This is a genomic window from Anderseniella sp. Alg231-50 (genome assembly GCF_900149695.1).
Lineage (GTDB): Bacteria > Pseudomonadota > Alphaproteobacteria > Rhizobiales > Aestuariivirgaceae > Anderseniella.
In genome coordinates, this window is sequence record NZ_LT703003.1 from 1,123,985 (window position 1) to 1,137,736 (window position 13,752).

Sequence of the window (13,752 nt, forward strand, 5' to 3'; positions counted from 1 at the left end):
CCCCTGACGGCTGGCGATCGGCAAGTTGGCAGACCGTTCTACTCAGTTACGCGACCCAGCCTGCGCAATAAAGACGTCCACGCGGTCATTCCCTCCTCGATTGCCGAAAGCCGGAAGAATTCGTTGGGGGAATGAAAATCCTCATCCGCCGTTGAAAACGACAGCGTTACCGTATCGATGCCGAGGGCGCGCTTGATCATGTCCGACAGCGGTAAAGTGCTGCCGACCCGGACCCGTACCGGCCTGGCTCCAAGTGCATCCTCAATGGCGTCTTCGACCGCCAGCAGCAATGGCAGGTCGGGGGGCACCAGATAGGCTGCGTTGCCGTCGTCACGCGGCGCGAATTCGATGGAGGCTCCGGCAGGGCAGGCGTGCCCGAAATGGCGTTGCAGGGCTTGCGCCACATGGGCCGGGTCCTGGCCCGGCACCAGCCGCGTTGTGATCTTGGCAAAGGCCTCTGCCGGTGTAACGGTCTTGCCGCCCTCGCCGGTATAGCCGGACCACATGCCGTTGATCTCCAGTGTCGGACGCAACCAGAGGCGCTCCAGTGTCGAAAACCCTTTTTCGCCAAACGGAGCAGATCCAATCGCAGCAAAGAAGGCTTCCTCATCAAACGGCAGGCTCGCAATGTCGATGCCGATGGTTTCATCCGGATCGCCGACACCGTCATAGAAACCGTCCACAGACACCCGGCCATCGGGTGAATGCAGGTCGGCAACAAGACCGGCGAGTACATGCGCAGCGTTGGGCACGGCACCGCCGAAACGGCCTGAATGCAGGTCCTTCGATGCTGTGCGCAAGGCAAGTTCAAACGCCATGTTGCCGCGTGACCCAACATTGACGCTGGGCAAATCGGCCCGCCAGCGGGCGCCGTCGGCGGAAATCACCGCGTCGGCCTGCAACAGTTTGGCATTGTGTTCCAGAATGGCCGGCAGGGTCGCGCTGCCGACTTCTTCTTCGCCTTCCAGCAATAGCTTGATGTTGACGGGCAGGCGACCCTCGACGGACAGATAGGCGAACAGGACTTCCAGGGCGATGGAAGCGGGTCCCTTGTCATCCGACACGCCACGGCCATAGAGCCGCCCTTCACGTATTTGCGGGTCAAACGGTGGCGAGTGCCATTTGTCCAGTGGATCGGGCGGCTGAACATCGTAGTGTCCGTAAACCAGATAAGTCGGTGCGCCGGACAAGCCGAGCCACTCGCCATAGACGGCAGGATGTCCGCCTTTAGCGATCTGTTTCACATTGTTGAAGCCTGCGGCCTCGAGGCGGCCAGCAAGCAGTTTTCGCGCTGCCGCCATGCCGTCGGCATAGGCGGCATCTGTGCTGACCGAGGGTATCCTCGCATACTCGATGAGGCGGTCGAGGATGCCGTCATGATCGCCCAGCAGGTGATCCAGCACAGGGTCGCTCACGAGCGGCCCCCGTCAACGCTGAGCACCTGTCCGGAAATCCAGCCGGCCTGCTCGCTGGCCAGAAACAGCGTCGCGGCGGCAATGTCGTCGGCGCTGCCGAGCCGGTGGGTATGGATGGTTTCGATCAACCGTTGTTGGCCGTCCTTGCCCATGGCCTGCCACTGCCGCTCGGTGGTCGGGTTGGAGCGAACGAAGCCCGGAGCGACGGAGTTGACCGTGATACCGGCCGGGCCGAGCTCCCAGGAAAGCTGCCGGACGATGCCGACCAGGGCATGCTTGGCCCCGGCATAGGCCTGGATGCCGGTCAGGGACGGACGCAGTCCGGCACCTGAGGCGATGGCAATCAACCGGCCCTCGCCCCTGGATTTCATGGCTGGTGCACACGCCTGGGCCAGCCAGAAAAACGCATCCGTGTTGGCTGCAAAGATGCTGTGCCAGTCTGTCTCGTCAATTTCCTCGATGGGGCGGCCGGCCTGTCCGCGTGTGCCGCCGGCTGCGTGAACGACAATGTCCGGCGCATGGTCCAGCGAAGCGATGAAGCTGTGCACGGCAGACCTGTCGGACAGATCAAGGGCGTGCGCGGTGACGTCAAGCTGTTCGGCAGTGTTTGCGAGGCCCCCGTCATCGATGTCGGTCACAATCACCGAAGCGCCAGACGTTGCAAAAGCTGCTGCGATTGCCCGGCCAATGCCCTGGGCGGCGCCGGTAACCAGCACGGTCTTGTTGCTGAAGTCTACCTGCATCTGTCTGCCAGTTCCTGAAACGTTTCAGCTGATTGTTTCCGGTGTCCGGCCTCGATGTCATTGATCAACTGCTTGACGGCATCAAGCGCCGGTGTCGGTACGCCGGCAGCCCGGCCCAGTTCACAAATGATGCCGATCTGCGGATCAACCTCGGTTCGCCGCTTGCGCACGGCAAGGTCACGCCAGATGCCTGAGTGGGTCTTGGCGGTCGTGCTGTTGAATTCAGCCAGCCTGGCGATGCAGGCGCGGGCCTGGGTGTCGTTTGCATCCGCCATGAAGGCATCAGGCTCGAAGCCGTTGAAGCCGGTCGGCCTGACACCGCGGGCTGTTGCCACGGCCATCACTTCGCGCCCCAGCGTGATGAAGGCCGGAACCCGGGCCGGGTCGGCAAAATTCTCCGTCATGGACTGCGGCGTCAGCGCGGTGGCAAACAGCATCGCGCCATAGCCAAGCTTGCCCCACAGGTATGACCAGATGTCGGGCGTCAGCACTGCATCAGGCTCAAAGATCGAGAGCAAACGGTGCATGTCGCGCGTCCTGTCACGGACACTGCCATCCACCTCGCCCACAACAACCGCGCCGCGATTGCCGAACAGAATGTCGCCGGGTCCGTGCCAGTCAGCACCGAAATTGACGAAAGCGCCCATGGTTCGGTCTTCGCCGATGATGCCGGCGATGGTCAGTTCGTTGAGGCCGTTCTGGGCCGACAGCACGTAGCCGTCGTCCGCCAGGTGAGGGGCCAGGGCCTGTGCCGCTGCTTCGGTCGCCTGCGCCTTGACGGCCAGGACGATGCGTGAAAAGCGCCCCTCAAGTTCCTCCGGCGTAACCGACGGTACGACCCGGGTGAAAGTCTCAACCGGACCGCTGATCGACACTCCGGTGGTCCGGCAGGCCTGTACATGCTCCGGGACGATGTCGACCATCAGGACTTCTTCGCCTGCCCGCGCCCACCAGGCACCGAGTGTGCCGCCAATGGCGCCCGCACCCCAGATGAGGATGGGATCACCCATCTGCGTCACCCCTGCTGAAGTTTCGGCCAAGGCCCGTCGAGCGCCTCGCGAACTTCATCAACGCCGGTCTGCCACAGTGCCTGCATGGTCTTGTCGTCCTTTTGGTAGGCGCCGCCAAAACTGCCGTCGCCGAGCATCTGTTTTGCGGTTGCCGGCGAGGCGGCCTTCAGGGCCGTCAGGTCCATGGCTTCCTTGATGTGCTGGGGGGCAGCGGCATGGGCAAGCCGTGTCCACGGAAAATTCTCCATCCAGTTGGCATGGCTGCCGGACGGATCGATCTCCTGCGCATGTGCCCACACTTGCGGCGAGTTCCACCAGTTGTGAAATTTGATGTTCATGTCCGGGTAGTCGATCATCAGTTCATTGGCAACGGCGCCGGCGGGCTGGTTGCCACCGTGACCGTTGACAATCAGCACGCGGCGGAACCCCATGCGCGAAAACGAGGCGATTACATCACGCACCACGGCGAGCAGGGTTTCCACCCGCAGGGTTACCGTACCCGGGAAATCCGCAAAGTAGGGCGCAAGCCCGTACGGCATGACGGGGAACACCGGCACACCGGGAGCTTCGGCAGCTTCAGCTGCCACCCGTTCTGCCAGAATGGCATCAACGCACAGCGATAGCTGCGCATGCTGCTCGGTCGAGCCGATGGGCAGCACGCAGCGGTCATCGCGTGCAACCTGCTTTTCCATATCGGACCAGTTCATATCAGCGACGCGCATCGGTCTCTCCCCCTTGCTTGCGTTCTTGATCGTCGAGCGTGTTTGGCCATTGCGGAGACGCCAGCACCATCTTGGCCATCAGGGTGGAGAGCTGGCGTTGCTCGTCATGGTCCAGCGCATCGAGCATCGTGTGCTCAAACGAAACAAAGCGCGGCAAGGCCTCATCGAACAGGGTGCGCCCTGCCGGTGTCAGTGACAGCATGAAACGCCGTCCGTCTTCGCTGTCCGGCGTCCGCGATATCAGTTTCAACCGGTTGAGTTTGTGGATGGCACGACTGAGCGTGTTTTGTGGAAACCCCGAGGATGCGCTGATGTCGCGGGCATAGGCACCGTCGAGCAGGCCGAGCGAGAAAATGACCACGAATTCAGGTCGTGACAGCCCGTAACGCTCTTCCACCCAGGCATAGAGAGGAACGTTGTAGCGCAGGGCCAGGTAGTTCAGCCGGTAGGTGAACCAGCACGGGTTCTGCCACAGCTTGACCCTTGTCATCTCGTCATGCGCACCGTCGCCGGGCGATCCGGCAACCTCACCGGAAGTACATTGTTTCAGGTCGGATTTGAGCATCTGTCGATCCATGTGAAATGAGCAGGCTGTCCATTTTTCTCTTGACGCGGACAGCATGGCGCAGCACCTTTTATGAAACAAGTTCCAAATTGAAGTATTTATTTTTGGTGCTTGCGAGGTTGAATTTGTATCCGAATCAAGGGGATCACTCCATGAAAAAGACGATCTATTCACTCGTTCTGGCCAGTGTGATGGGCGTATCCGCCGTTGCCGCCAGTGCTCAAACACTCACTGTCGGGGTGCGTGGGGGCCCTGAATCGATGGACCCGCACTACTCCGCGCTGGGACCACAGGCAGATGCGGTAAAACACATTTTCGACCCGCTGGTATGGACCGGCGACGACCTTCAGCTCGAACCGGGTCTGGCGACGTCATGGAAGGCAGTTGACGCCGACACCTGGGAATTCAAATTGCGCGAGGGGGTGAAGTTTCACGACGGTTCCACCTTTGACGCGGAGGATGTGAAATTCTCCATAGACCGGATTCCCAAGGTAACCGGTCCGACGACCACCGAAATCTATGTGCGCCGCGTGAAGCAGGTTGAGATCGTGGATCCCTATACGATCCATATCCATACCAACGGCACCGCAGCGACACTGCCGTATGATTTCGTGCGGCTTTTCATCGTGTCGTCCGCCGCCGCCAAGGATTATTCAACCGCCGAGACAAGTGCCGAAGGCTTCAATTCCGGCAAGGCAACGATTGGCACCGGACCGTTCAAATATGTCTCCTGGGAGCCCAAGGGCAGCCTGGTAATGGAGCGCTTTGATGATTACTGGCGTGGGGCCGCGCCCTGGGAGAAAGTGGTTCGCCGGGAAATTTCCGATGACTCGTCGCGGCTGGCTGCACTCAAGGCAGGAGATGTCGATGTCATCAACTATGTGTCTTCGGCGGATTACCTGTCGCTCGGCACGGATGCGAAAATCAACACGTTCCTGGGCGATTCAGTTTATGTGATGAACCTGCAGCTCGACCAGCGCGAGGTCACGCCAAAGGTACGCGCCAAGGACGGCAGCAAGCTGGACAAGAACCCGTTGCGCGATGCGCGGGTGCGTGAAGCCATCGATATCGCCATTGATCGCCAGACCATGGTAGAGGTTGTTCTGGAAGGACTTGGCAAGCCGGCAAACCAGATGATGCCGCTGGGCTTCTTCGGATCGTCTGAAAAAATCCCGACGCCCGAGTACAGTGTGGACAAGGCCAAGGCCCTGCTGAAAGAGGCCGGCTATCCTGACGGTTTCCAGATCGACCTGCACTGCACCAATGACCGGTTGCCGGGCGACGGCGCGATCTGCGAGGGCCTGGGCCAGATGTTTGCCCAGATCGGCATTGATACCAATGTCAATGCAATCTCCAAGACGGTGTATTTCCCGACCCAGGCGCGCAAGGAATACTCGGTGTTCATGAACGGCTGGGGCACGCTCACCGGAGAGGCATCCTACACACTGGGATCACTGGCCCATTCACCCAACAAGGAAGTGAAGATGGGTGCCTTCAACCGCATCGGCTATCACAACGACGATGTCGACAAGCTGTTGCAGGCAGGCGTGCAGGAAGCGGATGCCGACAAGCGCCGCTCCCTGTTTGAACAGGCAATGGAGAAAACCATGGCAGATCGCGCCTACATCTCTATTGTGGTTCTTCAGTCCGTCTGGGCAGGCCGTGCCGACAAGGTCGTCGTCACGCCGCGTGCAGACGAGGAAACGCTGGCTTACTTCATCAAGCCCGCGAAGTAGCACGAATGAACGGGATGCTCCGGCAGGAGTGTCCCGCTTGTCCCAGACACGGATATTGCGGCATCGATGTCAGGTTTCATCATCCAGCGACTGCTGCAGGCTGTTATTGTAATGGCGGTGATGTCGGTGATCGTATTCGCCGGCATCTACTCCATCGGCAACCCTCTGGAAATCCTGCTGCCGCCCGAAGCGACGCAGGACGTGCGCGAACGCACCATCGCCCGTTTCGGCCTCGACCGGCCGGTGGTCGAACAATACTTCTACTATATCCGCAACCTGCTGCAGGGCGATCTCGGCCGTTCCTACATCTACAACGAGCCGGTGCTGCAGCTGATATCAGGCCGCCTGCCCGCAACCATAGAGCTTGTGCTTGTCTCCGTGCTTGGCGCCCTGTTCGTCGGGGTGCCGCTGGGCATGCTGGCCGGTTACCGGCCCGAAGCCCTGTCGTCGCGGATCATCATGACTGTCTCGATCCTCGGGTTTTCGGTGCCGACGTTCTGGGTCGGCCTGATCCTGATACTTACCTTTGCCGTCGAACTCGGCTGGCTGCCGTCCGGCGGGCGTGGCGATACGGCTGAACTCTTCGGCACCGCGTGGAGTTTCCTGACACTGAACGGCTGGTCGCACCTGGCATTGCCGGCCATCAACCTGGCGCTGTTCAAGCTCGCCATCATGATCCGGCTGGCGCGGGCGGGTACCCGCGAGGTCATGCTGGGCGATACCGTGAAATTCGCCCGTGCTGCGGGCCTTTCGGAATGGACCATCATGTCCCGCCATGTGCTCAAGCTGATCTCGATCCCCATCGTCACCGTGTTCGGACTCGAGCTGGGCTCGACGCTGGCCTTCGCGGTGGTCACCGAGACGATCTTCTCCTGGCCCGGCGTCGGCAAGCTGATCATCGATTCGATCAAGAACCTCGACCGCCCGGTGATGATGGCCTACCTGATGCTGACGGCGGGACTGTTCGTGACAATCAATCTGGTTGTCGACCTGGTCTATGCACTGCTCGATCCGCGCCTGCGAAGAGGGAGGGCGGCATGAGCGATCCCGCCATGAAGTCATCGCCGAACGTTGCATCCAAGGCCATATCACCATGGCGCGATCTGTGGTGGCGGTTTTGCGAAGACCGGGTGGCACTGTTTGCATTTGGCGTCGTTGTGGTGCTGGTGATGATGGCGCTGTTTGCGCCACTGATCTCACCGCAAAACCCCTACGACCTGTCCGGCCTGTCATTGCGCGATGCCCGGCGGCCGCCGGGGTTTGTCGGTTCAGGCGGCTACACACACATCCTGGGAACCGACGCGCAGGGCCGTGATCTGTTGTCCGCCATACTCTATGGCCTGCGCGTGTCGTTGCAGATCGGGATTACCGCGGGCGCAGTGGCGCTGGTCATCGGCACGACAATCGGCATTGCGGCGGCCTATGCGCGCGGGTTCATCGAAGCGACCCTGATGCGCATTGTCGACCTGCAGTTGTCGTTCCCACCCATTCTGCTGGCGCTGGTGCTGGTTGCGCTGCTGGGTCAGGGCCAGGCGCAGCTGGTGACGGCGCTGGTTGCCGCGCAATATGCCTATTTCGCGCGTACCGCCTTTGGTGCCGCGTCTGCCGAGCGCTCGAAGGATTACATTGAGGCAGCGGCCGCCACGCCGCTGTCGGCACGCCGCATCGTGTTCCGTCATATCCTGCCCAACGCCATGCCGGCGCTCATTGTGGTCGCCACGGTGCAGATCGCTTATGCCATCGCCCTGGAGGCGACCCTGTCGTTCCTGGGCCTGGGCCTGCCGGTCACCGAACCGTCGCTGGGCATGCTGATCTCCAACGGTGTGAAATACATGATGAGCGGCAGGACGTGGATATCCGTCTATCCCGGCATCATGCTCATCATCCTCATTGTCGCGATCAACATGGTCGGCGATCACCTGCGCGACATTCTCAATCCGAGGCTCGACAAATGAGTGCGGCCATTCTCGAAGTCAGCGATCTGAAAACCCACTTCTTCACGCGCGCCGGTGTAGTGAAAGCGGTAGATGGCGTGTCGTTTTCGGTCGGGCGTGGCGAAATTGTCGGACTGGTCGGCGAATCCGGATCCGGAAAATCGGTTACCGGGTTTTCGCTGATGGGACTGGTCGACCCGCCGGGGCGGATCGTATCCGGGTCGGTCAGGCTGGATGGCGAAGAACTGATCGGCCTGTCCTGGGACCAGTTGCGGGCGCTCAGGGGATCACGCATTGCCATGGTGTTTCAGGACCCGATGGCAACGCTCAACCCGGTGCTCACAATCGGCACCCAGATGCGACTGGCCATCGCGGCACATGACAAGACCTCAAGCCGGGCCGCGGATGCACGGGCTGCAGAGGTGCTGACCCGGGTCGGGATTCCCGAGGCGCAGTCGCGGTTGAGTGCCTATCCGCATGAATTCTCCGGCGGCATGAGGCAGCGTGTCGCCATCGCAATCGCGCTGCTGCACGGCTCGCAGGTGCTGGTTGCCGATGAGCCGACGACGGCGCTGGATGTCTCCATCCAGGCACAGATACTCACCGAAATGCGGGACCTGGCTGCGGAGACCGGGACAGCGCTGGTGTGGATCAGTCATGACCTGGCGACGGTTTCGACGCTGGCAAGCCGGCTGCTGGTCATGTATGCCGGGCGCATTGTGGAGCAGGGACCTGTTGCCACGGTGCTGCGTGATCCGCGGCACCCTTACACGGCGGGCCTGCTGCGATCCCTGCCGGCCACTGCGGCACCGGGCGAGGACCTGTTTCAGATACCGGGCACAACACCATCGCTGCTCGACCCGCCGCCGGGGTGTCCGTTCCGTCCGCGCTGCGAACATGCCAGTGACGCGTGCGTGGAGGATCCGCCGCTGGAGACCAGCGGTGAGCGCGGGGTGCGCTGCTTCCATCCATTGCTGGGAGCAACAGGCGCATGAGTGATCCTGCCGAGATCGGTAACGATGTGTTGCAGCCGCCGGGTTTTGTTCATGTTCGCGATGTGCACAAGCATTTCGGCCCGAAACTGACGCTCGGCGACAGGATTGCCGCGACACTGGGCGCCGGCGTCGAAACCCGGTCGGTGCGTGCCGTGGACGGCGTTAGTCTTGATATCGTGCGTGGTGAGACCCTTGGGCTGGTCGGTGAGAGCGGGTGCGGCAAGTCCACGCTTGGCCGCATGGTCGCCGGCATCCTGACACCGAGTTCCGGGCATGTTGCGGTCGACGGCGCGCCTGTCATGGCAGACGGGCAGAAGATCGACACAAGGGTGCAGATGATTTTCCAGGACCCGTTCGCCTCCCTCGACCCGCGCATGCGGGTCGGTGACATCATTGCAGAAGGACCACTGGCGCACGGGCTGACCGGCAACAGCGAACAGGCCGGCTATGTGGCGGGTTACCTGGAGCGCGCCGGACTTGATCCAGGCCTGGCACGGCGGTTTCCGCACCAGTTCTCCGGCGGTCAGCGCCAGAGGATCGCTATCGCCCGGGCACTGGCCATGCAGCCGGAAGTGCTGGTTTGCGACGAGCCGGTGGCGTCGCTTGATGTCTCCATTCAGGCTCAGATCATCAATCTGTTTCTCGCCCTGCAGCGTGACCTCGGCCTGACGCTGATTTTCATCAGCCACGACCTGTCCGTGGTCCGCCACCTGTCTGACCGGGTGGCGGTCATGTATCTCGGCCGGATTGTCGAGGAAGGGCCTGCCGAACAGGTCTATTCCACGCCTGCACACCCCTATACGAAAGGGTTGCTCGCCAGTGTTCCGCGTCTCGTGCTTGATGCGACGGAGTTGGTGAAGCTGGATGCCATCGAAGGCGAGATACCATCGCCCCTGTCACCGCCGCAGGGTTGCAATTTCAATCCCCGCTGTCCCTTGTCGCAAGAACGCTGCGTGCGCGATGACCCAGAACTGCGGCCTGTGCGACCCGGTCATCTGGCCGCCTGCCACTTTGCGGAATGACCTTCAGGTTCCTGGTTGCTTTCGCCCCAGCAACATTTCCCGCTTGCCGGCAAAGCCTTCGCGTCTGGTCACGGCAAATCCAGCTGCCTGCAGGTTCCTGCGCACCTGAGCGGCGGCTGTGTAGGTTGCAAAACTGCCACTCAGGCTTGTGTGCTCATAGACCTGCTGCATCAGTTCCGGGCCCCACATCTCCGGGTTCTTCGCGGGCGAGAAGCCGTCCAGGTACCATGCGTCAGCCATTCCGCCCCATTGAGCAACCGAGCCTGACGCCTTGCCGGGAATAACCTGCAGCACGGTCTGTTCGTCCATATGCCAGGGTGCCGGTTGCGTTGACGGTTCTTGCCATCGCGACACCAGAGCCTCGGAGAGCGGTTTCAGGCTTTGCCACGGTGCCAGCGCGCGGGCCATGTCGTCTGCACTGATCGGATAAGCTTCGAACGAGGTGAACACAAGCTGCTGTGACGGAGACCGCGCGGTGATCCAGTGGCGCCAGGTTTCCAGGAAGTTAAGCCCGGTGCCGAAGCCAAGCTCGCCGATCGAAAAACGTTCGGCATCAGGCCAGCGCTCCGGCAGGCCGTTGCCGTCGATGAACACGTAGGCGGTTTCAGCCTGGCCATTTTCCTTTGTATAGAATGTGTCATCGAAAACCGATGACCTGGGTACATCGTCGGTTTCCCAGCTTACATGGTGCTTGGCTCCTGGCATTTTTGCGTCGTGGAAACGGGACATTTCTTGCACCAGGTTTTCAGGTTCAAAAAGAAGATTTGCCATATAGTCCGGCAATGGCAACACATACAACCAGCATACCTGCAACACCGGACGTTGTGATCATTGGCGCAGGCGTGGTCGGCTTGTGGTGCGCGCTGAAGGCGAAGCAGCAGGGTTTGAGTGCCGTTGTTGTCGACAAGGGTCGGATCGGGCAGGGTGCCAGCGGTGGTGTCCTGGGTGCGCTGATGCCGCATCGGCCTGTCAGCTGGGAGGATGTCCAGACCTTTCAGCTTGAGGCGTTACTGTCGCTTGAAACGGAAATCGCAGACCTTGAAGCGGTAACCGGGATATCGTGCGGATACAGCAGATGCGGCCGGATCATGCCCGTCGATTCAGACGCGTTCCTGGCGGAACACGAACAATGGCAGGCAGGGTCAACCAGGTTCTGGCCGGCAGTGTCGCGCACCGGAAAACCGATTTCATGGGAGATCATGCGCGGCGCGCCAGACCCGGCGTGGCCGACGCTGAAACCGGCCTTTGTGGCTTACAGCTTTGATACGCTGAGTGCGCGGATCAATCCACGCCGGTTGCTGTCGGCGCTTGCAAGCAGCGTTCAGCCTGAAGTTGTTGTTGTCGAGAATTGCCTGGCAGTCACGATCTCCAACGACGGCGAGGTCTTGCTGGCAGACGGTACACGCCTGTCGCCCGGCCGGGTCATTGTGGCGGCGGGACATGAAAGCTTCGACCTGTTGCAACCGGTTCTGCATTGCAGCCTTGGTTGGGGCGTCAAGGGACAGGCGGTATTGTTGCGGCCCAAGGATCGGTCGTTTGCCAACATGCCGATCATCTACAGCAGCGGTATCTATGTGATCGCGCATGACGATGGCCTGGTGGCGGTCGGCTCGACGTCGCAGCGGGCTTTCACAGACGGCGATGTTGACGAAGCCGTGTCGCAAAAACTGGTCCAGCGTGCGGTTGAGCTCTGTCCGGGCCTGGATGGTGCCGCCATTGTGGAGCAATGGGCGGGTATCCGCCCGCGCGCTGCCGGGCGCGATCCGCTTATCGGGCCGTTGCCCGATGCATCGCGTGTCATCTTGGCGTCCGGCGGCTTCAAGATAACCCTGGGTATTGCGCACCGAATGGCAGATGCCGCGCTGGCTTTTGCAATGGATGCGCCATGCGAGTTGCCTGATAGTTTTACCGTGCAGCAGCATATTGCAAATTGCAGGAGTTCAGACCGATATTGATATATGACCTTACACCTGCGACAGTTTGATTTTGGCAACTTTGAAGGGTGAAATCGGGAGGGAGATGACAAAATCCATATACATCATCAACCCGGGTGAAAATTCGCCTTCACACTATGGCAGCGAAGTCCTGCGGGCATGGGAGGCCGGGCCAAGACCGATATTGGCAGATCTCAACATCGTTACAGTCGCGGCCTTTGTCCCGGAAGACTGGTCAATCCGGTTGTGCGACGAGCGTGTGGAGAACGTCGATTACGGACACCCATGTGATTATGTCGCCCTGACCGGGAAAATTTCGCAACGAGAACGAATGTTTGCGATTTCCGAGGAATTCAGAAAGCGCGGCACGACAGTCGTGATCGGCGGGGCCCACGCGAGCCTTGACCCTGATGACGTACGCCCTCACGCGGATGTACTGGTCAGAGGAGAGATCGAGGAAGAGGCGCTGAAGATTTTTGATGCGCTGGAGAAAGGCACATTTCAAACCGAGTATGTTTGCGGCAAACCTGATATTGCCAACTCGCCGGTACCCAAATGGGAGCTCTATCCGGAAGGGATGGGACTGGTTGCGCAAGTGCAGACTTCCCGAGGATGCCCGTTTGACTGTGAGTTTTGCGATGTCATCCAGTATCTGGGCCGCAAGCAGCGCTGGAAGCTGCCGGATCAGGTGCTGCGAGAGCTGGAACTCCTGCATGGTATCGGGTATCGGGAAGTATTTCTGGCCGATGACAATTTCACCGTCATGCGAAAACGGGCCACAGAGCTGCTTACCGCCATCCGCCGGTGGAATGAAGACAAGGCAGCAGAGCGGGTCGCCTTTACCACGCAACTGTCGATCGACATAGCCAGAACACCGGACCTGCTGAACCTGGCCAGCGAAGCCGGGCTTGAACGATGCTTTATCGGCATTGAAACACCAAACGAAATGTCGCTGCAGGAAACCGGCAAACGGCAGAACATGCGGATTGACCTGGTCGCTGAAGTGGAGAAGATCGCCAAGGCAGGGATCATGCCCATGGGTGGCATGATCGTCGGCTTCGATAATGACGGGCCCGATATCTTTGGGATACAAGCCCGCTTTGTCGACCGTTTGCCGATGCCAAATGTCAGTATTGCCATGTTGGTGGCGCCGCATGCAACACCTCTGCATGCACGCCTGAAAGAGGAAGACCGACTGGTGGAAAATGTAAAAATCGGCGGCGCGCATTTTCTGCGCACGAATATCGTGCCCAAACAAATGACGCGCGAGCAACTTCGAAACGGCTATGTCTGGCTCATGCATCAGGTCTATGATCCGATCAACTGGCTGAACCGGCTTAGACGCTATGTGGAACTCACTCCTCCGGCAGCAGCCAACAGCAGCAGTCGAAAGTTCATGTTCAGCGAAATACTGCTGGCCAAGCGGTTGGCCAGCAAGGGCAGCAAGGAGCGGGCGGCCATCAGCGGACTGCAGGAACTCGCCAAAGTCCGTCCTGACCTTGTTTCCAACCTGGGATATGCTTTGACATTCTACTGCCAGGCCCGATACATGCTGGAAACCGCAGGGGTATGGAATCCTGCGGGGGTGGATCAGAATGCACCGTATGCAGCAGCATGACAGAATGAATCCGGCAAAACCGCTCAAATTGCAAAAACCAAAGACAAAATTCTCCGCC

General features: G+C 60.4%; 13 protein-coding genes. 7 read left to right on the forward strand and 6 right to left on the reverse strand.

What is annotated here, in order from left to right; all coding sequences use genetic code 11:
• Positions 1 to 38: 38 nt before the first annotated feature.
• The 5 genes from DHN55_RS05315 to DHN55_RS05335 are packed head-to-tail and all read right to left on the reverse strand — an operon-like array spanning position 39 to position 4,455.
• A complete protein-coding gene (locus DHN55_RS05315; protein ID WP_108880312.1) occupies positions 39 to 1,415 on the reverse strand; it encodes a dipeptidase in 1,377 nt (458 codons plus the stop codon).
• Positions 1,412 to 2,158 carry an SDR family oxidoreductase gene (locus tag DHN55_RS05320; protein ID WP_108880313.1) on the reverse strand — a complete coding sequence of 249 codons (747 nt, stop codon included), beginning with the start codon at positions 2,156 to 2,158 and terminating at the stop codon, positions 1,412 to 1,414. The genes DHN55_RS05315 and DHN55_RS05320 overlap by 4 nt, the downstream gene beginning before the upstream one ends.
• Positions 2,149 to 3,168 carry a 2-dehydropantoate 2-reductase N-terminal domain-containing protein gene (locus DHN55_RS05325; RefSeq protein ID WP_108880314.1) on the reverse strand — a complete coding sequence of 340 codons (1,020 nt, stop codon included), beginning with the start codon at positions 3,166 to 3,168 and terminating at the stop codon, positions 2,149 to 2,151. Before DHN55_RS05325 ends, DHN55_RS05320 begins: the two co-directional genes overlap by 10 nt.
• Before the next feature lie 5 nt (positions 3,169 to 3,173).
• Positions 3,174 to 3,890, reverse strand: coding sequence for a creatininase family protein (locus DHN55_RS05330; RefSeq protein ID WP_108880315.1), 717 nt, complete (start codon positions 3,888 to 3,890; stop codon positions 3,174 to 3,176).
• The gene (locus DHN55_RS05335) at positions 3,877 to 4,455 is read right to left on the reverse strand and encodes a MarR family winged helix-turn-helix transcriptional regulator (protein ID WP_337659943.1); all 579 of its coding nucleotides are present in this window, start codon (positions 4,453 to 4,455) and stop codon (positions 3,877 to 3,879) included. The genes DHN55_RS05330 and DHN55_RS05335 overlap by 14 nt, the downstream gene beginning before the upstream one ends.
• Positions 4,456 to 4,607: 152 nt before the next feature.
• On the opposite strand from DHN55_RS05335, the gene DHN55_RS05340 reads away from it, so the two are divergent.
• The 5 genes from DHN55_RS05340 (at position 4,608) to DHN55_RS05360 (ending at position 10,142) form a co-directional block, all read left to right on the forward strand.
• Positions 4,608 to 6,191, forward strand: coding sequence for an ABC transporter substrate-binding protein (locus tag DHN55_RS05340; RefSeq protein ID WP_108881720.1), 1,584 nt, complete (start codon positions 4,608 to 4,610; stop codon positions 6,189 to 6,191).
• Between the two features lie 66 nt (positions 6,192 to 6,257).
• Positions 6,258 to 7,232, forward strand: a complete 975-nt coding sequence (locus DHN55_RS05345; protein WP_108880316.1) for an ABC transporter permease subunit — start codon at positions 6,258 to 6,260, stop codon at positions 7,230 to 7,232.
• Complete coding sequence (locus DHN55_RS05350; RefSeq protein WP_108880317.1) at positions 7,229 to 8,146, forward strand: ABC transporter permease subunit; 918 nt, start codon at positions 7,229 to 7,231, stop codon at positions 8,144 to 8,146. The genes DHN55_RS05345 and DHN55_RS05350 overlap by 4 nt, the downstream gene beginning before the upstream one ends.
• Complete coding sequence (locus DHN55_RS05355; RefSeq protein WP_108880318.1) at positions 8,143 to 9,120, forward strand: oligopeptide/dipeptide ABC transporter ATP-binding protein; 978 nt, start codon at positions 8,143 to 8,145, stop codon at positions 9,118 to 9,120. Before DHN55_RS05350 ends, DHN55_RS05355 begins: the two co-directional genes overlap by 4 nt.
• Positions 9,117 to 10,142: an oligopeptide/dipeptide ABC transporter ATP-binding protein gene (locus DHN55_RS05360; protein ID WP_108880319.1), complete on the forward strand. Its 1,026-nt coding sequence runs from the start codon at positions 9,117 to 9,119 to the stop codon at positions 10,140 to 10,142. Before DHN55_RS05355 ends, DHN55_RS05360 begins: the two co-directional genes overlap by 4 nt.
• A 3-nt stretch (positions 10,143 to 10,145) precedes the next feature.
• Here the strand turns inward: DHN55_RS05360 and mnmD are convergent, their stop codons facing one another.
• Positions 10,146 to 10,871 carry a tRNA (5-methylaminomethyl-2-thiouridine)(34)-methyltransferase MnmD gene (gene mnmD, locus DHN55_RS05365; RefSeq protein ID WP_337659944.1) on the reverse strand — a complete coding sequence of 242 codons (726 nt, stop codon included), beginning with the start codon at positions 10,869 to 10,871 and terminating at the stop codon, positions 10,146 to 10,148.
• Between the two features lie 53 nt (positions 10,872 to 10,924).
• On the opposite strand from mnmD, the gene DHN55_RS05370 reads away from it, so the two are divergent.
• Positions 10,925 to 12,097, forward strand: coding sequence for an NAD(P)/FAD-dependent oxidoreductase (locus DHN55_RS05370; protein ID WP_337659945.1), 1,173 nt, complete (start codon positions 10,925 to 10,927; stop codon positions 12,095 to 12,097).
• A 64-nt stretch (positions 12,098 to 12,161) separates the two neighbouring features.
• Positions 12,162 to 13,694 (forward strand): radical SAM protein, encoded by a 1,533-nt coding sequence (locus DHN55_RS05375; RefSeq protein WP_108880320.1) that lies wholly within the window; start codon positions 12,162 to 12,164, stop codon positions 13,692 to 13,694.
• Positions 13,695 to 13,752: the final 58 nt, after the last annotated feature.

What these genes read in the sequence shown, in the direction of transcription:
- DHN55_RS05320 (WP_108880313.1), bottom strand. Translation starts at nt 2,158, where the DNA reads ATGCAGGTAGACTTCAGCAACAAGACCGTGCTGGTTACCGGCGCCGCC.
- DHN55_RS05325 (WP_108880314.1), bottom strand. Translation starts at nt 3,168, where the DNA reads ATGGGTGATCCCATCCTCATCTGGGGTGCGGGCGCCATTGGCGGCACA.
- DHN55_RS05330 (WP_108880315.1), bottom strand. Translation starts at nt 3,890, where the DNA reads ATGCGCGTCGCTGATATGAACTGGTCCGATATGGAAAAGCAGGTTGCA.
- DHN55_RS05335 (WP_337659943.1), bottom strand. Translation starts at nt 4,455, where the DNA reads ATGCTCAAATCCGACCTGAAACAATGTACTTCCGGTGAGGTTGCCGGA.
- DHN55_RS05340 (WP_108881720.1), top strand. Translation starts at nt 4,608, where the DNA reads ATGAAAAAGACGATCTATTCACTCGTTCTGGCCAGTGTGATGGGCGTA.
- DHN55_RS05345 (WP_108880316.1), top strand. Translation starts at nt 6,258, where the DNA reads ATGTCAGGTTTCATCATCCAGCGACTGCTGCAGGCTGTTATTGTAATG.
- DHN55_RS05350 (WP_108880317.1), top strand. Translation starts at nt 7,229, where the DNA reads ATGAGCGATCCCGCCATGAAGTCATCGCCGAACGTTGCATCCAAGGCC.
- DHN55_RS05355 (WP_108880318.1), top strand. Translation starts at nt 8,143, where the DNA reads ATGAGTGCGGCCATTCTCGAAGTCAGCGATCTGAAAACCCACTTCTTC.
- DHN55_RS05360 (WP_108880319.1), top strand. Translation starts at nt 9,117, where the DNA reads ATGAGTGATCCTGCCGAGATCGGTAACGATGTGTTGCAGCCGCCGGGT.
- mnmD (WP_337659944.1), bottom strand. Translation starts at nt 10,871, where the DNA reads ATGTCCCGTTTCCACGACGCAAAAATGCCAGGAGCCAAGCACCATGTA.
- DHN55_RS05370 (WP_337659945.1), top strand. Translation starts at nt 10,925, where the DNA reads ATGGCAACACATACAACCAGCATACCTGCAACACCGGACGTTGTGATC.
- DHN55_RS05375 (WP_108880320.1), top strand. Translation starts at nt 12,162, where the DNA reads ATGACAAAATCCATATACATCATCAACCCGGGTGAAAATTCGCCTTCA.